Here is a 19,504-nt window from a genome sequence, read left to right as displayed (position 1 = left end):
GACGCCGCTTGCGCGGCAAACAACATAACTTTCTGAGATGAAAGATGAGGCCCGTACGGACTATTTCAAGGGGCGGGGCTGGTTATTTTTTCTGCAAAGCGGAAAGCAGGCAGGATCCCCGCCCGGCAAGATGCAGGGCGGGAAGCGTCGTCAGGACGCCAGCCAGATAATCGAGGCCATGCGACCGGTCTGGCCGTTGCGACGACATGGGCAGTAGCACTGCTCGCTGTATGGGGAACTTCCCCAGACACTTACTCAGCCAGCCAGATAATCGAGGCCATGCGGCCGGTCTGGCCGTTGCGACGATAAGAGTAGAACTGCTCACTGTCGCTGAAGGTGCAATGTTCGCCGCCATAGACGGCGGTGACACCGGCGCGTGCTAGGCGCAGTCGGGCCAGCTGGTAGATATCCGCCAGCCATTTCCCTTTGTTGGGCGAAGGGACGAACGCAGCAGCCGCCTCGGCCTGCTCGGCCACAAAGGCCTCGCGCACCTCGCCACCCACTTCAAACGCAGTGGGGCCGATGGCCGGACCCAGCCAGGCCAGGATCTCGCCCGGCTCGCAGCCCATGGCGGCGATGCTCGCCTCCAATACGCCACCCTGCAGCCCGCGCCAGCCGGCGTGGGCGGCGGCCACCACAGTGCCGGCCCGATCGCAGAACAGCACCGGCAGGCAGTCGGCGGTCATCACGATGCAGGCCTGACCCGCCTCACGGGCGCAGGCGGCATCCGCATCCGGCGCACAGCCATAGTCGCGGCTGACGGGATGCACCGCGGTACCGTGCACCTGATTGAGCCAGTTGAGAGTGCCGGGGATCCCCGCCGCCTGCTGCAGCCGGGTCCGGTTGGCCTCGACCCGTGCCGGCTCGTCCCCCACGTGGGCCCCCAGGTTGAGGCCGGCAAAGACCCCCTCGCTGATACCGCCGTCACGGGTGGTCGACAGGGCGCTGACCTTGGCCGGTGCCGGCCAGTCGGGTTCGATCCATTTCATCTGTGGCTCCTCTCCTTCATATAAAACGGGGCCCCTTGGCTGCAACCAGTCAAGGGGCCCCATATCAGGTCATGCAGGGCGGGTTACGGCAGGAATCGTCGCAGAGCCGCCCTCTTCATCAGTTCCAGACCAAATCGTCCGGATTGGCCAGGGTATCCGCCCTCAGCACTTCCATCAGGTCCAGCATGTCCTGCGGCGTAGGGGAGTGCCATTCCATCACTTCACCCGTGATGGGATGTGCCAGCTTCAGCATGGTGGCATGCAGTGCCTGACGATGGAAGCCACGCAGGGCCTCGGTCAGCTCGGGGGTGGCGTTGCGCAGCAGACGCAGACGGCCACCGTAAGCGGGATCCCCCACCAGCGGATGCTTGATGTGGGCCATGTGGACACGGATCTGGTGGGTACGACCGGTTTCCAGTCGCAGCCGCAGACGGGTGTGGCCACGGAACTTCTCGTGCACCCGGTAGTGGGTGACGGACTCGCGCCCATTGGGCACCACGGCCATGTGGGTACGCTGGGTCGGGTGACGGCCGATGGGGGCATCGACGGTACCGCCGGCAGTCATGTGACCGATGGCGATGGCTTCGTACTCACGGGTGATCTGGCGCGCCTGCAGCGCTTCCACCAGATGGGTCTGGGCCGGAATGGTCTTGGCGACCACCATCAGCCCCGTGGTGTCTTTATCCAGACGGTGCACGATACCGGCGCGGGGCACCTCGGCGATGGCGGGGTAGCGGTGCAGCAGGGCGTTGAGAATGGTGCCATCCGGCGTGCCTGCGCCCGGGTGGACCACCAGACCGGCCGGCTTGTCGATCACCAGAATGTGTTCATCTTCATAGACGATGTTGAGCTCGATGTTCTGGGCATCCCAACGGGTATCATCCGCCAGCTCGACATCCACATGTACCTTCTGCCCGGCCAGCACTTTCTCGCGCGGGGTATTGGCAACCTGACCATCCAGGGTCACTCTGTCCTGTAAAATCCACTCCTTGATGCGGGTGCGGGAGTAGTCTGGAAACAATTCGGCCAGGGCCTGGTCGAGTCGCTGCCCGAATTGGTGATCCTGGAATTCGCCTGTCAGTTCAATATGCTGGCTCATGTATGGTCTCTTGAGCGGGGGGTATCAATTCGAAATAATCCGGGTATTCTAGCTTTTCTTTTAGCCAAGCATAACGGATACTTTGCCAATTTCGTGGAAATGGACCGGATGTTGTTGATGGGAAAGAAGTCTCACCTGCTGATGTCGCTCGCCTTGGTCGCTACCTTGATCACAGGCTGTTCCAGCACCAAACCCAAGGTACCGGACGAACCGCCGGAGACCCTGTACCAGAAAGCACGCCTCAAGCTGGATGCCGGTAACTACCTGAATGCTATCGAGTTACTGGAAGCTTTGGACTCGCGCTATCCTTTCGGCGCCTACTCCAATCAGGTTCAGCTCGACCTCATTTACGCCTACTACAAGCAGGATGATACTGCCCAGGCGATCGCCAATATCGACCGTTTTATCCGCCTCAATCCGGCGCATAAAAATATCGATTACGTATTCTACATGCGCGGTCTGACCAACATGGCCGGCGATTACAACTTCTTCCAGGACTTCCTGGGCATCAATCGGGACGACAAAGACCCCTCCTATGCCCGTCAGGCCTTCCAGGATTTCAAGACCCTGTTGCAGAACTATCCCAACAGCGTCTATGCCGCCGATGCCCGTGCCCGCATGATCGGTCTGAAGAACCGGCTTGCCCGTTACGACCTGAGCGTGGCCGAGTACTACGTGAAGCGTGATGCGCTGATCGCCGCCGCCAACCGCGCCAAGCTGATCGTCGAGACCTATCCCGACACGGCCGAAACAGAGAAGGCGCTGGAGATCATGATCAACTCCTACGACAGCCTGAAGATGCCGACCCTGGCCCAGCATGCCCGCGAAGTGCTGGCCAAGAACTACCCGGACAATCGTCTCGGCCGCGGCTGACTCGCAGCAACGCAATGAAAAACCGGAGCCACTGGCTCCGGTTTTTTTATGGGCGCCGTTCATGAAGGACATACCCCTTTCCCCCGTGCCGGCGGCATGGGGAGAGACGGCGCACATCAGCCACGCCGTCATGCCGTACGTTACTTGGCGACGTTGCCCGCCACGTTGAGCACATCCCAGGTGCGGGAGAAGGGTGGCGCATAGGCAAAGTCCAGCATGCCGAGCTGCTCGGTGGTCACCCCCATGGTGATGGCAACCGCCAGCGCGTCGATGCGGTGTACCGCCCCCTTGCGACCGAGGATCTGACCCCCCAGCAGCCGCTTGCTGCCCGCCTCGTATACCAGCTTGACGTGAATGTCGGACTGGCCCGGGCAGTAGTTGGTGTGGCACTTGTCCTTGATCACCACGGTGCGATAGTCGATGCCCATCGCCTTGGCTTCCTGCTCGGAAAGACCGGTACGGCCCGCCTCCAGCCCCAGCACCTTGAGCGCGGCAGAGCCGAGAGTGCCCGGGAACTCCTGCTCGGCACCGGCCAGGTTCTCGCCCACCATGCGCCCCAGCTTGTTGGCGATGGTGGCAAGCGGCACATAGACCTGCTGCTGCTTCACACTGTGCCAGACGCTGGCACAGTCACCGGCCGACCAGACGTTGGCCAGCGAGCTGCGCCCCTGCCGGTCCACCTTGATGGCGCCGTTGCCGAGCCGCTCGATGCCGGTATCGGCCAGGAACTCGGTGTTGGGTTTGACCCCGGTGCAGACCACCACGATGTCGGCCTCGTACTCGCCATGGCTGGTACGCACACCGGTCACCCGGCCCTCCCCCAGCAGCGCTTCAACTCGCTCGCCGACATGAAGGGAGACCCCCTGCTCGCGCAGTTCGGTCTCGATATGCTGGGTGATCTCGCCATCAAACGCATCGGGGATGACCCGCTCGGCCAGCTCGATGAGACGCACCTCTTTGCCCTGATGCACCAGCGCCTCCACCACCTCCAGCCCGATAAAGCCGGAGCCGATCACCAGGGCACGGATGTTGGCCTGGTCCTGCACGGCGGCCTTGAGGACCAACCCGTCGGCCATCCGGCGCAGGCCGAATACCCCCTCCTGCTGCAGGCCGGGGATGGGGGGCATCACTTCGCGGGCGCCGGTGGCGATCATCAGCCGATCGTAGCGATCGGTGAAGGTGTCACCCTTGTGCTCCACTGTCAGCGTCTGGGCGGCAGCATCCAGGCCCAGCACCCGGTGGCCGGTCTTGACCTCGATCCCCTTGGCGACGAACTGCTCCGGGGTGAACTCGGCCATGTAGCCGGGCTCCTGAAACTCGTCGCCAACGAAGTAGGGCAGACCGCAGGCGCCGAAGGAGATCACCTCGGATGCCTCATACACCACTATCTCGGCCTCTTTGACCAGTCGGCGCGCCTTGGCGGCCGCACTCATGCCGGCGGCTTCGCCACCGATGATCACGATTCTCATACTCGCTCCTTTCCATGCAACGGGGAGGGCATGCCCTCCCCGCTCTCTTCATTGGTTGCTCGCCGGGGCAGGGTCGACTCCCCCGGACAGACGGATCAGATGGTGGACTCTTCGCCGTCCAGACACACCTCGTGCTCGCTGTTGAACACCGCCATGTCGGTCTCCCCCAGCAAACGGCTGGTGACGGTACCGGCGGTGATGGAGCCGGAGACGTTGAGGGCGGTACGGCCCATGTCGATCAGCGGCTCGATGGAGATGAGCAGACCGGCCAGCGCCACCGGGAAGTCCAGCGCAGAGAGCACGATCAAGGCGGCGAAGGTGGCACCGCCGCCAATCCCGGCCACCCCGAAGGAGCTGACTGTGATGATGGCGATCAGGGTCATGATGAAGCCCGGATCCATGGGGTTGACCCCCACAGTCGGCGCAATCATCACCGCCAGCATGGCCGGATAGATGCCGGCGCAGCCGTTCTGGCCGATGGTCGAACCGAACGAGGCGGCGAAGTTGGCGATCCCCTCAGGAATGCCGAGCGCCTTGGTCTGGGTCTGCACGTTCATCGGGATGGAGCCCGCACTGGTGCGGGAGGTGAAGGCAAAGGCCAGCACCGGCATGATCTTCTTCAGATAGCGAGCCGGGTTGATGCCCACCAGGCTCACCAGCAGCAGGTGCACCGCAAACATGATGGCGATGGCGCCGTAGGAAGCCATGACGAAGCTGAGCAGATTGAGGATGTCAGCATAGTTGGAGCCGGACACCACCTTGGTCATCAGCGCCAACACGCCGTAGGGGGTGAGGCGCAGCACCAGGGTCACCATCCGCATCACGATGACGTGGGCAACCTGCATGAAGTGACTGAAGCTCGCGAAGATCTCCGGCTTCTTGCGGGCGATGCCGGTGGCGGAGAGGCCGATGAAGATGGAGAAGATCACCACGGCGATGGTGGAAGTCTTGCGCGCGCCCGTCATGTCGAGGAAGGGGTTGGCCGGGATGAACTCCAGCACCATCTTGGCAAAGGACATGCTCTCGACGCTGCCGAGGGTGGTCTGCAGGGCAGCGCCGCGGGCGGTCTCTGCGGCGCCGGCGGTGAGTCCCTCGGCGGTCAGGCCGAACAGGTTGGACATCAGGATGCCCGCCCCGGCGGCAATCATGGTGGTGAAGATCAGCACGCCTATGGTCATGGCGCTGATCTTGCCAAGGGCGGTGCCGCCGTTGAGCTTGAGGATGGCGCCTATGATGGAAACCATGATGAGCGGGGTGATGATCATCTGCAGCAGCTTCACATAGCCGCTGCCGACGATATCCAGGTAGTCACCGGTCTGCACCAGCACGCTGGAGCCGGCACCATACAAGAGTTGCAAGGCGGCGCCGAACAGGATGCCCAGCCCCAGCCCCGAGAAGACCCGGCGGGTGAAGCTGACGTGGGTTTGCTGCAACCGATAGAGAAACAGCAGCAACATGACCAGGATGGCCAGATTACCTATAACGCTAAGAGTCATGACGATATTCCCCAAATGATCGGGCCGGGCCCGAGGTATACGGACGAGTGTCCAGTGCACACTCCTCCCTGAAACGTGCCGCATCGTGGCGGCCCGCCCCCCGGTGTGACCGGGGTGGCGTCAACAGGCAGAAAAACGGAGGGTGGCCTGCGCCACCCTCTTGCATCACTCGGCCTTGCCTTGTTGCTTGGCCCGCATGATGTTGATGATCTCGATATCGGTATCCAGCATCCCCTGTTTGGAGAGGCGGCCCAGGTTGGCGATGGTCTGATCCACATCGTCGGAGACGATGCCTTCGCTCTGGGGCACGTGCAGGTTGTTGATGGCCATCAGCGACGATTTGACCGCCGCCGAGGTGGAGGTAGAGACCTTCATGGAACAGGCGCTGCCCGCGCCGTCGCAGATAATACCGGAAACGTCGCCGATCATGTTGTTGATACAGTGACTAATTTGCTCGAACTGGCCGCCCAGCAGCCAGGTGATGGCGGCCCCCGCCCCCATGGCGGCGGTGCTGGCGGCGCAGAGGGCCGACAGCTTGTTCTGGTAGGTCTTGATGTAGATGGCCACCAGGTGGCTCATCACCAGCGCCCGGGTCAGCTGCTCATCGCTCGCCTGCAGGAAGCGGGCAGCCGCCACCACCGGCATGGTGGCGGCAATGCCCTGGTTGCCGGAGCCCGAATTGGACATGGCGGGCAGCATGGCGCCATCCATCCGCGCATCGGAGGCGGCGGACGACAAACGCATGGCCAGGGTCATCAGATCATCGGAGAGCAGCTTGCGCTCCACCTGCTCGGTGAGGATCTTGCCGATGCGCAGGCCATAGCCCTGCAGCCCTTCATCTGCCAGCGCCTGGTTCATGGTGGCCGCCTCGCGGATGAAGTCGATCTCGGCCAGCGGCACCTGCAGGGCAAAATCGACAATCTCGCGCAGGGTCATGGTGGGCTTGCTGGAAGGGGCGGCCTGGATCTGCACGCCGGGGGCGCTGTCCTGCGCCATCAGCACCTCGCCGTCACGCTCCATCAGGATGATGCGAGTGTGGTCGGTACAGATCACCACCCGGGCGCTGTGCCCCTCCACCTGTGCCAGCACCTCGGCGTAGAGCACGTCCGGCACGTCCTTCACATCCACCTTGATGGCGGGCAGCAGGGCCTTGGCGGCTTCCACCTGATCCGGCGTGAGTGTCTTGAGCACCTCCAGCCCGGCATCCGGGTTGCCGCCGGTGATGCCGACGGCGGCCGCCACCGGCAGGCCTATCATGCCGGTACCCGGCACGCCGACCCCCATGCCGTTCTTGAACAGATTGCCGCTGACCCAGACGCTGACGCGGGTCGGCACCTGTCCCAGCAGCTTGCGGCAGTTGGCCGCCGCCAGCGCCACCGACATGGGCTCGGTGCAGCCAAGGGCCGGCACCACTTCACGCTTGAGCAGGGTAATAAAGTCGGTCCATTGTGCTTTCATTGCGATGTGTCTCATGTTCACGGTGCCCGATGCGGGCTTGTCATTGTGCTGTCCGCTCCACAATGGCGGAGCGACATATAACCAGTATGGCGGGAGATGCCGGGTCGGCTGCAGCCGGTCGAGGGCCGAGCCGATGATCGGGGCCGCCTGAGTCGTTGGGCCATCCGATCAACTTTTGGTAACTCTAAAGCAATAGGACTCAAATAAATTTGAGCCGCTTCGCTTTTTGCGCAGGCATTATGCCCAACTGGCGGTGAAGTGCCACAAAATGTGAACAAGCGCACGGCAGGTCGCTGCCGACCTGGTTCAGCCGGCAGCGGAAGGAGTCAGAGCCCGTAACGGGTCAGCAGGGATTGATATTCGGGGGTCTGCTTGAAGGCCTTGAGGGCGAGGGAGAACTGATAGGCCAGCCGCTCGTTGCCAGGCCTGTGGGTGAAGGCGAGGAAATTGCGGTTGCTCTCGCTCACCAGTTTTTCGCTGTGACCGACCTGATCCTGCAGCCCCTGTCCCTTGAGCAGGTAACGGCCCACCATCTGGTTCATCACAACGGCATCGAGCCGCCCCGCCATCATCAGGTGCAACTGCTTGATCATGTTGCTCTCCCCGGTCATGGCCACCCGGGTAAACAGGGCCGAGGTGAGGAACTCCTCGCCGTAGGCGTAATCGGCCTGGGTACCGATACGCAGCCCCTTGAGGCTGGCCAGCCCCTGGAAGTCGACGGGCCGGGCGAACGGGAAGAAGAGCACCTCCCCGCTCTGGGAGAGGGGTTCATCCGGATAGTGCAACCACTCCAGCCGGCGCTCTTCGAAGAAGGCATCGACGATGGCGTCACCACGCTGGAACCTGGCCTCCTGCAGCACCCGCTTCCAGGGCAGTACCTTGACCGTGGTCCGGTAACCCATCCGCTTGAGCACGGTGCGGGCCAGCTCCAGATCGGCACCGCCCAGGCTGCCGTCATCGAGCCGCATCACATAGGGCGGCCACAGCTCGGTCAGCAGGGTCAGGGTCGGTGGCTCGCTCGCCTGTGCCGCCCACCCCCACCAGAGGCAAAGCAGGATCCATCCTTTACGCCACACCATGCAGTGATCTCCTCTGTGTATTGGCTGAGGATATACCAAAAAGTGAGTAATAAAAAAGGAGGCCGGAGCCTCCTTTTTTGCTTTCCTCTCCGGCGCTTACAGCGCTTTCAGGATAGCCTCGACGCTGGCCTTGGCATCGCCAAACAGCATCTGGGTGTTCTCCTTGAAGAACAGCGGGTTCTGCACACCGGCATAGCCAGTGTTCATGGAGCGCTTGAAGCCGATGACGTTCTGCGCCTTCCACACTTCCAGCACCGGCATGCCGGCGATGGGGCTGCCCGGATCTTCCATGGCGGCGGGGTTGACGGTGTCGTTGGCACCGATCACCAGCACTGTGTCGGTATCGCTGAAGTCTTCGTTGATCTCGTCCATTTCCAGCACGATGTCATACGGGACTTTTGCTTCCGCCAGCAGCACGTTCATGTGGCCTGGCAGACGACCGGCCACCGGGTGAATACCGAAGCGCACCTTGACACCGCGATCACGCAGCTTCTGGGTGATCTCGGCCACCGGATACTGGGCCTGTGCCACCGCCATGCCGTAGCCCGGGGTGATGATGACGGAGCTGGAATTCTTCAGCAGGTCAGCCACGTCTTCAGCGCTGGTTTCGCGGTATTCGCCCATCTCCTGGTCGGCCGTGGAGGCCACGCCGTCGGAGCCGAAGCCACCGGCGATCACCGAGATGAAGGAGCGGTTCATCGCCTTGCACATGATGTAAGAGAGGATCGCACCGGAGGAACCCACCAGCGCACCCACCACGATCAGCAGGTCATTGGAAAGCATAAAGCCCGCCGCCGCTGCCGCCCAACCGGAGTAGGAGTTCAGCATGGAAACCACCACCGGCATGTCGGCGCCACCGATGGAGGCCACCAGGTGCCAGCCGAAGGCGAAGGCGATCAGGGTCATCACCAGCAGGGCGAAGGTAGAACCGCCCGCGTTGACGAAATAGACCATCAGCGCCAGCGAGGCGACCACGGCCAGCAGGTTCAGCTTGTGGCGGTGCGGCAGCATCAGCGGCTTGGAGGAGATGAGACCACGCAGCTTGCCAAACGCCACCACGGAACCGGTGAAGGTCACCGCACCGATGAAGACGCCGAGGAAGATCTCGACCAGGTGGATGTTCAGCATGGCGCCGGAGAGGTGCTCGACCTGGGCGACGCTGGCCGCCTGCTCGAACGCCGCGCGCGCGGCTGCCAGGGTGGCATCCAGGTTGGAACCGACGGACACAACCACTTCAGCAGGCGCGGAGGGGTGCAGATCGATGAAGCTGTTGAAGCCCACCAGCACGGCCGCCATCCCCACGAAGCTGTGCAGCACGGCCACCAGCTCGGGCATCTCGGTCATCTCGACCTTGAGCGCCAGACGCACGCCGATGGCACCGCCGATCACCATGGCCAGAATGATCCAGTGCACGCCACTGGTTTCCGGGTTGAACACGGTCGCGAGCAGGGCGATGGCCATCCCCGCGATACCGAACAGGTTGCCATGCTTGGCCGTCTCTTGCTTCGACAGTCCCGCGAGACTGAGGATGAAGAGCACGGCGGCAACGATATAGGATGCTGTTACCAGTCCTTGAGACACGTTAAACCCCCTTAATCCTTACGGAACATCTTCAGCATGCGCTGAGTGACGGTGAAGCCACCGAAGATGTTGATACTGGCAATCAGCACGGCGACGAAGGCCAATGCGGTGACCAGGGTCGACCCTTGCCCAATCTGCAGCAGGGCACCGACCACGATAATGCCGGAGATGGCATTGGTGACCGACATCAGCGGCGTGTGCAGGGCGTGAGAGACGTTCCACACCACGTAGTAACCGACCACGCAGGCCAGGATGAATACGGTGAAGTGGGAGAGGAACGCCGCAGGCGCCACGGCAGCAACCCAACCGAAGGCGGCGATGCCAAGGGCACCGAACACGAACTTCTTGTTGGAGGGCTTGGCCGCTTCCTTCTTGGCGGCCGGTTTGGCGGCAGCCGGTTTTTGCGGGGCGGCAGAGACCGAGATGGCGGGCGGCGGGAAGGTCACTTCACCGGCCTGGATCACCGTCATGTTGCGCTGCACCACGTCTTCGAAGTTGATGGCAACGTTGCCGTCCTTCTCCTTGCACATCAGCTTCATCAGGTTGACCAGGTTGGTACCGTAGAGCTGGGAGGATTGGGCAGGCAGGCGGCCCGGCAGATCGGTGTAACCAATCACCTTGACGCCGTTGCCGGTGACATGCAGTTCACCCGGCACTGTGTATTCGCAGTTGCCGCCAGCCTGGGCAGCCATGTCCACGATCACCGAGCCCGGCTTCATGCTGTCCACCATCTCTTTGGTGATCAGCTTGGGTGCCGGCTTGCCCGGGATCAGGGCGGTAGTGATGATGATGTCCACTTCCTTGGCTTGCTGGGCAAACAGCGCCATCTCGGCCGCGATGAACTCTTCGCTCATCACCTTGGCGTAACCGTCGGAGGAGGAACCATCCTCGCCACCGAAGTCCAGCTTGAGGAACTCGCCACCCATGGACTCGATCTGCTCGGCCACTTCCAGACGGGTATCGAACGCACGCACGATGGCACCGAGGGAACCGGCAGTACCGATGGCGGCCAGACCGGCTACGCCGGCACCGATCACCAGGACCTTGGCGGGCGGCACCTTGCCGGCTGCGGTGATTTGGCCGGTGAAGAAGCGACCAAACTGGTGCGCGGCTTCCACCACGGCGCGATAGCCACCGATGTTGGCCATGGAGGAGAGGGCATCGAGGGACTGGGCACGGGAGATCCGCGGCACCATGTCCATCGCCATCACATTGATGTTGCGCGCGGACAGCTTCTTGACCAGCTCAGGGTTCTGGGCAGGCCAGATGAAGCTCACCAGGGTGGCACCATCTTTAATTTGTGCGATCTCGGCATCGGTCGGCGCATTGACCTTGAAGATGAGGTCGGCTTGCCAGACGCTCGGCACCACGCTGGCACCGGCAGCCTCGAAGGCGGCATCATCGAAGCTGGCCAGCAGGCCGGCACCGGCCTCGATGGCGACCTCGAAGCCGAGCTTTTTCAGCTGCTCAACGGTGGCCGGGGTCGCTGCGACCCGGGTCTCACCGGCGAGACTCTCTCTCGGTATTCCAATCTGCATGACTATTCCCTGATGGTTAATAAACAATCGCTGCCCAGTGTCGCATTTCTGGCGAAACAAGACATGACCAAAGTGCAGGTCACGGGCCCTTTGTTATGAAAATCAGTAGGCTTTACCTCAACCTCCTGTCATGGCCAGGCCCCCGCTTTTCAGGCGCGAAGGTGATTAGTATCAAATTTTGGAGTTTTATTACAACCGCAGTCCCGGCGGGGCGCGTACAGAATTCAGCCCATCCCGGACCATGATTTAAAAAAACAAACCAAATTAGCGACTTATACCAGTAAAAAGCGCTGGAAAAAGTGATCCAACCAGTCAAAAAAAATGTTTTACCGGCCCTCTATCTTAGCGCTTTTTGTTCTTACGAAATCCGCACGGATCACAGATATCGGGCCGAAAACGAAAAAAGTAACTGTTTTGTAACAGACAAGGGGCCGGCTACCCGCCAAACGAGCGGATCCGGCCCCTGCTATTTAATCGTTTCGATGGTGGCGGGCCAGTGCGCCCCGCTTACCAGGCCGCCTCATAAATATGCTGGCTCTGCACCAGGTCGATATCACCGTGCTCGCCGATGGCGGTCATGCCGTGTTCTGCCAGCTTGCCGAGCAGGGTATCAATTCCTGCGTCCGCCACGCCGTAATCCCGCAGCCGGGTCTTGACCCCCATCCGCTCGAAGAAGTCGCGGGTGGCGGCAATGGCGCCATCAATGCGCTCCGCTTCACTGCCGCTGCGCAGACCCCACACCCGCTCGGCGTATTGCAGCAGCTTGGCGTGTTTCTGCTGACGCTTGGCCTGCAGCAGGGCCGGCAGCACCACCGCCAGGGTCTGGGCGTGGTCGAGGCCGTGCAGGGCGGTGATCTCGTGGCCCAGCATATGGGTCGCCCAGTCCTGCGGTACGCCGGCCCCGATCAGGCCGTTCAGCGCCAGGGTGGCGCTCCACATGATGTTGGCGCGCACCTCATAGTTTTCCGGTTCCACCAGCGCCTTGGGGCCCTCTTCCAGCAGGGTCAGCAGCAGGCCTTCGGCGAAGCGATCCTGCACCTTGGCGTTGACCGGATAGGTGAGGTACTGCTCCAGGATGTGGATGAAGGCATCCACCACCCCGTTGGCCACCTGACGGGCCGGCAGGGTGTAGGTCAGCACCGGATCGAGCACGGCGAAGCGCGGCATCACGAAGGGCGAGAAGAAGTGCACCTTGTCGCCACTGCTGCGACGGGTCACCACGGCGCCCATGTTCATCTCGGAACCGGTAGCCGGCAGGGTCAGCACGGCGCCGAGCGGAATGGCGGAGCGCACTTCGTTGCCCACGGTCTCGAGGATGTGCCAGGGATCCCGGGCCGGATCATAGTGGGCGGCCGCGGCGATGAACTTGGTGCCGTCGAGCACGGAGCCGCCGCCGACGGCCAGCAGGAAGTCGACCCGCTCGGCGCGGGCCAGCTCGACCGCTCCCATCAGGGTTTCATAGGTGGGGTTGGGCTCGATGCCCCCGAATTCAAACAGGGTCATGCCGGCCAACTCGCTGCGGATCTGGGCCAGCAGGCCGCTGCGCACCACGCTGCCGCCGCCGTAGGTGATGAGGATGCGGGCATCGCGCGGCAGCTGTTCACGCAGCTGGGCGACCTGGCCCTTGCCGAACAGGATCTTGGTCGGGGTATGCAGGGTAAAGTTGTTCATCGACATTGCCTTTGTGAGTATCTGGCGGCCTGGCCGCAAAAATGTGATTGCATTTTTCTCCAGACAACCAATACCATCAAGGCAACATCCTGCTTTATTTTTGCCTATTCCTACAAAGCAGCCAAAATAGAACCCAAGAGCATCCCATGCAGACCCGCTACACCGATCTCGCCGCCAAGCTGGCCCGCCACGTCACCGCCCCCGGCATCACCCCCTCGCCGGTGGATCAGGTGAGCCTCATCTACACCACCGAATACCACGGCCGCACCCCGGTGCTCTATCAGCCGCGGATGATAGTGATCCTGCAGGGGCACAAGGTGGGCTATCTGGCGGACCAGGTGTTTCGCTACGACCCCAACCACTACCTGCTGATGACCCTGCCGCTGCCCTGCGAGTGCGAGTGCTTCGCCTCCCCCGAGCAGCCCCTCATCGGCTTCTCCCTCGAGATCAACCTGGTGACCCTGCAGGAGTTGCTGCTGGAGCTGGGGGATGCCCTGCCCGCCCCCGCCCCGCAAAAGAGCGGCGTGCACTCGGTGCCGCTGTCGGAGGCCATGTTCTGCGCCGCCGAGCGGCTGATCGATCTGATGGACAAACCCCACCACGCCAGAGTGCTGGGGCCGCAGACGGTGCGGGAGATGCTGTTTTATGCCCTGCACGAAGGGGGTGGCCTGGCGCTGCAGGCACTCGCCAATCGCCACAACCACGTGGGCCAGATTGCCCGGGTGCTGCGTATGATAGAGTCGCGTTACGCCGACAACCTGACCATGGAGGAGCTGGCGCGGGAGGTGAACATGAGCGTCTCCGCCTTCCACCACCACTTCAAGGCGGTCACCGCCACCTCGCCGCTGCAGTACATCAAGTCGTTTCGCCTCCACAAGGCGCGGATGATGATGCTGCACGACGGCATCAAGGCGGGCACCGCAGCGACCAGGGTCGGCTACGAGAGCAACTCCCAGTTCAGCCGGGAGTACAAGCGCTTCTTCGGCAGCACGCCGACGGATCAGGCCTCCCGCTTTCGGGAAGGCCAGCTGCGCATCATAGAGGGATAACCAGAGAGGAATTGTTCATGCGTGCACTGCTTTGCCTGCTCACCGCCTGCCTGCTGACGGCCTGTACCGGTCTCGCCGACGGCATCCGCCCCGTTACCGGCTTCCAACTCGACCGCTACCTCGGCACCTGGTACGAGATCGCCCGTCTCGACCACGGTTTCGAGCGGGGGCTGGAGCAGGTGAGCGCCACCTACAGCCTGCGCGACGACGGCGGGGTCAAGGTACTCAACCGCGGCAAGCAGAGTGACGGCAGCTGGCGCGAAGCCGAGGGCAAGGCCTACTTCGTCGACAAACCGGACGAGGCACGGCTCAAGGTGAGCTTCTTCGGCCCCTTCTACGGCGGCTACAACGTCATCGAACTGGATCCCGATTACCAGCTCTCGCTGGTGACCAGCTACAACCACGACTATCTCTGGATCCTCGCCCGCTCACCCAATCCGCCCAAGGAGAAGGTGGACGCGCTGATCGCCAAGGCGAAGTCGCTGGGCTTTGCCACCGATCAGCTGATCTGGGTCAAACAGACCCCCTGAACCTATCGTGAAACAAGAAAGGGCAGCCCGCGGGCTGCCCTTTTTCATGGACGTTCGAGCGATAATCAGAGCCGGAAGCGGCCAATCTCCTGCTCCAGCCGCTCGGTCAGCCCCTTCAGCTCGGCCGCTTGTGCCGCCTCCTGATTGGCCTGCTCGGCCAGCTCCTGAGAGACGTGGCGGATGTTCTCGGTGTTGCGGCTGATCTCGCTGGTGACCGAGGTCTGCTCTTCGGCCGCCGCCGCAATCTGGGTCGCCATGTCGCTGATGGCGCCGATCGCCTCGTTGATCTGCCCCAGGCTCAGGTTGGCAGACTCTGCATCCTCCACGCTGGTACCCGCCAGCTGGCGGCTGGTCTCCATGCCGCTCACCGCCCGGCGGGTAGTCTGCTGCAGAGTCTCGATCATCTGCTGGATCTCGTCGGTGGAGTCGTGGGTGCGGCGCGACAGCACCCGCACCTCGTCCGCCACCACCGCAAAGCCGCGGCCCTGTTCGCCGGCCCGGGCTGCCTCGATGGCGGCGTTGAGCGCCAGCAGGTTGGTCTGCTCGGCGATACCGCTGATGGTGGCCAGAATGCCGCTGATCTTCTGGGCGTGGGCATCCAGCTCCACAATGATCTGGCTGGCGTCGGCCACTTCGTCCGCCAGCCCCGTGATGCTGCGCTGGCTCTGGCCGACCTGCGACTGGCCGGCCACCGCCAGCTTGACCGCATCGCCCGAGGTGGTGGCGGCAAACTCGGCGTTGCCGGCGATCTCCTGAGTGGCGGAGGCCATCTCGGTCACCGCGGTCGCCACCATCACGATCTCGTCCTGCTGCTGGCGCACCCGCTGGCTGCGGGACTGGGCCCCGGCTGCCTGGGTGCGGGACTGGGCCGCCAGCTCGACGGTGACGTCCCGCAGCCGGCTGACGATGCCGTGCAGCCGCGCCACGAACTGGTTGAAGCTCTCCGCCAGCTGACCCACCTCATCCTTGCTGCGAGTGTTGATGTGCACCGTGAGGTCCCCCTCGCCGTGAGCGATGTCGTGCAGCGCACCAGCCACCCGGCCCAGATCGGCAAACAGATACTTGAACATGGCGGTGAGCAGGGCGCTGAACACCAGCATCAGCACCAGGGTCAGCCCCACCAACTGCCACAGCAGGGTGGCAAGCGGCGCCTCCAGCACGTCGCGATACATCACCATGGCCAGCAGCCAGTCGGTGCCCGCCACCGGCTGCACCGCCAGCAGCACGTCACGCCCGTCCAGGGTGGCGGCGTGCAACTCGTTGTTCTCACGGCCCCACTGCTGGAAGGTGGCCGCCGACAGGTCGGGGGAAAGCTCACCAATCTGCTTGAGCGCCAGCTCCTTGTTGGGGTGGCCGACGATGAGGCCGCTGCTGTCGAGCAGCATGGCGTACCCCTCGCCCTGCACCTGCATCGCCAGCACCTCGTCGATCAGCTTGTCGAGCGCCAGGTTGGCACCCACGGCGCCGACCAGTTCGCCCTGATGCAGCACCGGCTCGGAGAGGGTGACCACCAGCTTCTGCATGGTGACGCTGACATAGGGAGCGGTGACGATGAGCTGCCCCGCCTTCACCGCGTCCTGATACCAGGGGCGCTCGCGCGGGTCATAGTTGCCGGTGTTGAGGGAGGGGTCCTGCCGGGTCATCACCCCCAGGGTCGAGCCAAAGTAGGTAAGCCCGAACCCGCCCGAGGTGTAGGCCTGCTTCAGATGCGGCACCAGCTCGGCCTGCGGGTTGTCGGCGATCAGGTTCACCAGCGCGTGCACCGTGTTCTTGCGATCCGCCATCCAGTCGCCGATGGCGACCGAGTAAGCGTGACCATAGTTGACCGCCTCGCTCTGAATGGCGCTCATGGTGCGGGATTTGAGGGTGTGAAAGGCAACGATGCCGAGCAGTGAGGCCATCAGCAGCACCACCCCCAGACTGGTGGCCAGCAGCTTGCCGCGCAACGAAAGTGTCATGACTACGGATCCTTGTTGTTGTGACGGGCCAGGGAGAGACCCTTATTTAATCAAGGCTATCGGCGAACAGGCACCGGGACTTTAGTGACTCCGTTCAGTTTGTGCCTTTTAAGCCGCAGGACGTGCTACCGATCACGAAAATGGCGACATCCCTGTCTGCCAGCCCTCGTTTCGGCGAGCAAGGCGTCAGCTGTCGACGGGTCGATGCGACCTCAGAGCGGGGTCTCGCCACCCAGCTCGGTCAGCAGCAAATTCAGCAGCGCGGGCGGGCGCTCCCCGTGCCAAGCCAGCGCAGTGGTTACCACCTGCACCTCTCCCGCCAGGGGGCGGATCACCACGTTGGCCGGGGCGCTCTTGTGCAGGGTCTCGGGCACCAGGGCCACCCCCTGGCCACAGCCGACGAAGGCCACCTGGGAGGCTACGGTACGCGCCTCATGCAGCACCCGGGGAGCGAAGCCCGCCTCGTGGCAGCAGGCCATCAGGGTATCGAAATAGGCCGGGTTGAGGGCGCGGGGGAACAAGACGAAGGGATCCTCCGCCAGGGCAGCCAGGGGCACGGACGCTTCCCTCGCCAGCGGGTGGGTCAGGGGCAGGGCCACCGCCAGCCTGTCCTGCTTCAAGGGGCGCACTCGTATACTCCCCTCATCCCGCCCGGCCAGCCGCACCAGGGCCAGATCCAGTTCGCCGCTCTCCAGCGCCGGGATGGCGTCGGCGCTGTCTATCTCCCGCACCGAGACGGTGACGCCAGGATGGCTCAGCTTGAGCCGCTCGATCACCGCCGGCAGCTCGTCCAGCATGGCGGAGGTGATGGCCCCTATGGTCAGCAACCCCACCTGACCCGATGCCGCCTCCCGCACCGCCAGCTCCAGGTGTTCGAGCTGATCCGCCAGCCGCCGCACCGCAGGCAGGATCGCCTGACCCGCCGGGGTGAGCTGCACCCCCTTAGGGGTGCGATCGAACAACTTCACCCGCAGGGCATGCTCCAGCACCTTGATCTGCTCGGTCAGGGGCGGCTGGGTCATACCGAGGCGGCGGGCTGCGCGGCCGAAATGGCGCTCCTCGGCCACTGCCAGAAACAGCCAGAGATGGCGGACGAGTCGGAAATTGATCATGGTTGATAGCCTGTTCGAATCGGGTCGTTACTTTCTTTGAATTTTACGTATAGGCATAGGCTCACAACAATGACGCCGACCCTCTCAACAACATAGGAAGCGACGTGCAAGCCTACCTGATGTTTATCGCCATGGCAGGGCTCACCATACTGAGTCCTGGCCCCAGCACCCTCAAGTCCCTCACCAATGCCCTCAATCACGGGCTGGGACCGGCCCTAGTCGGCATGGCCGGCCTCACCTGCGGGGTGCTGGGGGTGGCCACCCTCTCCGCCACCAGCCTGGGGGTGCTCCTCGCCACCTCCCCCACCGCCTTCGAGTGGGTGCGCTACGGCGGCGTGCTCTACCTGGCCTGGCTCGGGGTGAAGCTGTGGCGCAGCCCCCCTCCCAGGATGGGTGAGAACCCGCCATCGGCCCGCCACCGGCTGTTCTGGGAGGGTGTCATGCTGCAATTCACGAACCCCAATGCGCTGATCTTCTTCCTCTCCATACTGCCCCAGTTTATCGACCATCGGCGCGCCTATTTGCCGCAGTTCCTGTTGCTGGTTTCCAGCTTCTGCCTGCTGATGGTGCTGGTGCACGGCGGCTACATCTTCTCGGCCCGCAAGGCGCGGCGCTGGCTGCAAGGGGGTGGCGGGCGCTGGATCAACCGCCTCGGCGCCCTCGCCTTCGGGTTGCTCGCCATGGTGCTGCTGCGGGGCTAGGAGGCCCCGCACTCTCGATGCCCACCAGGGCGCGTATCACCCGGCGGCCATGTAGCGCTCGCTCTCTTCGAAGAACTCGGCCAGCGCCCACCACATCAGCACAGGGTTCGAATACATGGGGAAGTGGCCGCAGCGGGGGATCTCGGTCAGCCTGACCCCGGCCTGCGACAGCGCCCCCAGATAGGAGAGGTGGGCGTTCTGCTCCCCATACAGGAAGTGCCGGGGGCACGGCAGGGCGAGGAACTTGCCGAGCAGACCCCCCTCATCCGAATGGGCCACCATGGAGCGGAAGATGGGGCGCACCGCCTCGGTGCATACCTTGTGACGCAGGCTGGCGGCATAGAGGGCGCTCGCCATGTCCCGGCCATGGCGGGTGCGTTCGATGAAGGCGGCGAAGAAGGCCTCGTCACTCTGCGCCGGGTAGGCCTGCACCTGACGGCTCAGGAAGCAATCCTCCGGCGCCAAGTTGCCCTCCATGCTGGTGAAGCTGAGCACCCGCTCGGGATGGCGATATGCCAGCAGCAGGGCGGTCAGCCCGCCCATGGAGTGGCCCACCAGATGGAAGCGCCCGAACCCCTTGCTCTCGATCATCTTGAGTGCCGTCAGCACCAGCAGATCCAGATCAATGCGATCCGGCCTGTCCAGGGTGGTTGCCCCGCAGCCGGGGGCATCCCAGGCGAGGAAGGGGCGATCGTCGAAGTCGGGATGGTGGACGAGGTCGGCGTAATCCTCCTTGGTGGAGCCGAAGCCGTGCAGGAAGACGACGGGGGCACGCGTACCCGGGCGGCCGATGGCGGCGATGTCGAGCCGCACCTCCCCCAGTTGCAGGGCTTGGGTCCATTCGGTGAAGCGGGGGGACATGGGATCTCCTTGGTATGGATGGGCCAACGATGGCGGCCCC

The 19,504-nt window shown here is 63.3% G+C and carries 16 protein-coding genes; 4 read left to right on the top strand and 12 right to left on the bottom strand.

The annotated features are described in order from the left end of the window. Window positions 1-251: 251 nt before the first annotated feature. Window positions 252-989: a peptidoglycan editing factor PgeF gene (pgeF, locus tag QLG02_RS08945; RefSeq protein WP_270831870.1), complete on the bottom strand. Its 738-nt coding sequence runs from the start codon at window positions 987-989 to the stop codon at window positions 252-254. 118 nt (window positions 990-1,107) lie between these two features. Then, window positions 1,108-2,088: a 23S rRNA pseudouridine(1911/1915/1917) synthase RluD gene (gene rluD, locus QLG02_RS08940; RefSeq protein WP_011707736.1), complete on the bottom strand. Its 981-nt coding sequence runs from the start codon at window positions 2,086-2,088 to the stop codon at window positions 1,108-1,110. A 117-nt stretch (window positions 2,089-2,205) separates the two neighbouring features. Here rluD and QLG02_RS08935 point away from each other — a divergent pair, with 117 nt between their 5' ends. Next, the gene (locus tag QLG02_RS08935) at window positions 2,206-2,961 is read left to right on the top strand and encodes an outer membrane protein assembly factor BamD (RefSeq protein WP_017409782.1); all 756 of its coding nucleotides are present in this window, start codon (window positions 2,206-2,208) and stop codon (window positions 2,959-2,961) included. Between the two features lie 140 nt (window positions 2,962-3,101). Here QLG02_RS08935 and QLG02_RS08930 read toward each other — a convergent pair whose 3' ends face one another. From QLG02_RS08930 to yqhD, 7 genes are all read right to left on the bottom strand, one after another. Next, complete coding sequence (locus QLG02_RS08930) at window positions 3,102-4,430, bottom strand: CoA-disulfide reductase (protein ID WP_282465008.1); 1,329 nt, start codon at window positions 4,428-4,430, stop codon at window positions 3,102-3,104. Between the two features lie 95 nt (window positions 4,431-4,525). Further along, window positions 4,526-5,926, bottom strand: a complete 1,401-nt coding sequence (locus tag QLG02_RS08925; RefSeq protein ID WP_282465007.1) for an L-cystine transporter — start codon at window positions 5,924-5,926, stop codon at window positions 4,526-4,528. A gap of 165 nt (window positions 5,927-6,091) precedes the next feature. Beyond that, entirely contained in the window at window positions 6,092-7,399 is a 1,308-nt protein-coding gene (locus tag QLG02_RS08920; RefSeq protein ID WP_282465006.1) for an L-serine ammonia-lyase, iron-sulfur-dependent, subunit alpha, read from the bottom strand. A gap of 311 nt (window positions 7,400-7,710) precedes the next feature. Next, window positions 7,711-8,463: a transporter substrate-binding domain-containing protein gene (locus QLG02_RS08915; protein ID WP_254201999.1), complete on the bottom strand. Its 753-nt coding sequence runs from the start codon at window positions 8,461-8,463 to the stop codon at window positions 7,711-7,713. A gap of 96 nt (window positions 8,464-8,559) precedes the next feature. Continuing rightward, the gene (pntB, locus tag QLG02_RS08910) at window positions 8,560-10,044 is read right to left on the bottom strand and encodes a Re/Si-specific NAD(P)(+) transhydrogenase subunit beta (RefSeq protein WP_011707742.1); all 1,485 of its coding nucleotides are present in this window, start codon (window positions 10,042-10,044) and stop codon (window positions 8,560-8,562) included. Between the two features lie 11 nt (window positions 10,045-10,055). Then, window positions 10,056-11,582, bottom strand: coding sequence for a Re/Si-specific NAD(P)(+) transhydrogenase subunit alpha (gene pntA / locus QLG02_RS08905; RefSeq protein ID WP_011707743.1), 1,527 nt, complete (start codon window positions 11,580-11,582; stop codon window positions 10,056-10,058). Window positions 11,583-12,089: 507 nt separating this feature from the next. Next, entirely contained in the window at window positions 12,090-13,253 is a 1,164-nt protein-coding gene (yqhD, locus tag QLG02_RS08900; RefSeq protein ID WP_282465005.1) for an alcohol dehydrogenase, read from the bottom strand. A 146-nt stretch (window positions 13,254-13,399) separates the two neighbouring features. On the opposite strand from yqhD, the gene QLG02_RS08895 reads away from it, so the two are divergent. Then, complete coding sequence (locus QLG02_RS08895; RefSeq protein ID WP_282465004.1) at window positions 13,400-14,302, top strand: AraC family transcriptional regulator; 903 nt, start codon at window positions 13,400-13,402, stop codon at window positions 14,300-14,302. Between the two features lie 17 nt (window positions 14,303-14,319). Beyond that, the gene (locus QLG02_RS08890) at window positions 14,320-14,832 is read left to right on the top strand and encodes a lipocalin family protein (RefSeq protein ID WP_201887245.1); all 513 of its coding nucleotides are present in this window, start codon (window positions 14,320-14,322) and stop codon (window positions 14,830-14,832) included. Window positions 14,833-14,897: 65 nt separating this feature from the next. Here the strand turns inward: QLG02_RS08890 and QLG02_RS08885 are convergent, their stop codons facing one another. Beyond that, a complete protein-coding gene (locus QLG02_RS08885) occupies window positions 14,898-16,790 on the bottom strand; it encodes a methyl-accepting chemotaxis protein (RefSeq protein WP_282465003.1) in 1,893 nt (630 codons plus the stop codon). A gap of 212 nt (window positions 16,791-17,002) precedes the next feature. After that, window positions 17,003-17,902 carry a LysR substrate-binding domain-containing protein gene (locus tag QLG02_RS08880; protein ID WP_039212990.1) on the bottom strand — a complete coding sequence of 300 codons (900 nt, stop codon included), beginning with the start codon at window positions 17,900-17,902 and terminating at the stop codon, window positions 17,003-17,005. Window positions 17,903-18,006: 104 nt separating this feature from the next. Here QLG02_RS08880 and QLG02_RS08875 point away from each other — a divergent pair, with 104 nt between their 5' ends. Continuing rightward, entirely contained in the window at window positions 18,007-18,603 is a 597-nt protein-coding gene (locus tag QLG02_RS08875; protein ID WP_039212991.1) for a LysE family translocator, read from the top strand. A 36-nt stretch (window positions 18,604-18,639) separates the two neighbouring features. Here QLG02_RS08875 and QLG02_RS08870 read toward each other — a convergent pair whose 3' ends face one another. Further along, on the bottom strand, window positions 18,640-19,464 hold the full coding sequence (locus tag QLG02_RS08870) for an alpha/beta hydrolase (RefSeq protein WP_052143496.1): 825 nt from the start codon (window positions 19,462-19,464) through the stop codon (window positions 18,640-18,642). Window positions 19,465-19,504 lie beyond the last annotated feature (40 nt).

It is taken from the genome of Aeromonas sp. V90_14 (genome assembly GCF_029967615.1).
In the GTDB taxonomy this organism is placed as follows: domain Bacteria; phylum Pseudomonadota; class Gammaproteobacteria; order Enterobacterales; family Aeromonadaceae; genus Aeromonas; species Aeromonas hydrophila.
Note: the sequence above shows the minus strand (reverse complement) of the source record. Positions and strands in the feature narration are given on the sequence as shown.

Coding starts and splice junctions, on each gene's coding strand:
- pgeF (WP_270831870.1), bottom strand. CDS start 989: ATGAAATGGATCGAACCCGACTGGCCGGCACCGGCCAAGGTCAGCGCC.
- rluD (WP_011707736.1), bottom strand. CDS start 2,088: ATGAGCCAGCATATTGAACTGACAGGCGAATTCCAGGATCACCAATTC.
- QLG02_RS08935 (WP_017409782.1), top strand. CDS start 2,206: ATGGGAAAGAAGTCTCACCTGCTGATGTCGCTCGCCTTGGTCGCTACC.
- QLG02_RS08930 (WP_282465008.1), bottom strand. CDS start 4,430: ATGAGAATCGTGATCATCGGTGGCGAAGCCGCCGGCATGAGTGCGGCC.
- QLG02_RS08925 (WP_282465007.1), bottom strand. CDS start 5,926: ATGACTCTTAGCGTTATAGGTAATCTGGCCATCCTGGTCATGTTGCTG.
- QLG02_RS08920 (WP_282465006.1), bottom strand. CDS start 7,399: ATGAGACACATCGCAATGAAAGCACAATGGACCGACTTTATTACCCTG.
- QLG02_RS08915 (WP_254201999.1), bottom strand. CDS start 8,463: ATGGTGTGGCGTAAAGGATGGATCCTGCTTTGCCTCTGGTGGGGGTGG.
- pntA (WP_011707743.1), bottom strand. CDS start 11,582: ATGCAGATTGGAATACCGAGAGAGAGTCTCGCCGGTGAGACCCGGGTC.
- yqhD (WP_282465005.1), bottom strand. CDS start 13,253: ATGAACAACTTTACCCTGCATACCCCGACCAAGATCCTGTTCGGCAAG.
- QLG02_RS08895 (WP_282465004.1), top strand. CDS start 13,400: ATGCAGACCCGCTACACCGATCTCGCCGCCAAGCTGGCCCGCCACGTC.
- QLG02_RS08890 (WP_201887245.1), top strand. CDS start 14,320: ATGCGTGCACTGCTTTGCCTGCTCACCGCCTGCCTGCTGACGGCCTGT.
- QLG02_RS08885 (WP_282465003.1), bottom strand. CDS start 16,790: ATGACACTTTCGTTGCGCGGCAAGCTGCTGGCCACCAGTCTGGGGGTG.
- QLG02_RS08880 (WP_039212990.1), bottom strand. CDS start 17,902: ATGATCAATTTCCGACTCGTCCGCCATCTCTGGCTGTTTCTGGCAGTG.
- QLG02_RS08870 (WP_052143496.1), bottom strand. CDS start 19,464: ATGTCCCCCCGCTTCACCGAATGGACCCAAGCCCTGCAACTGGGGGAG.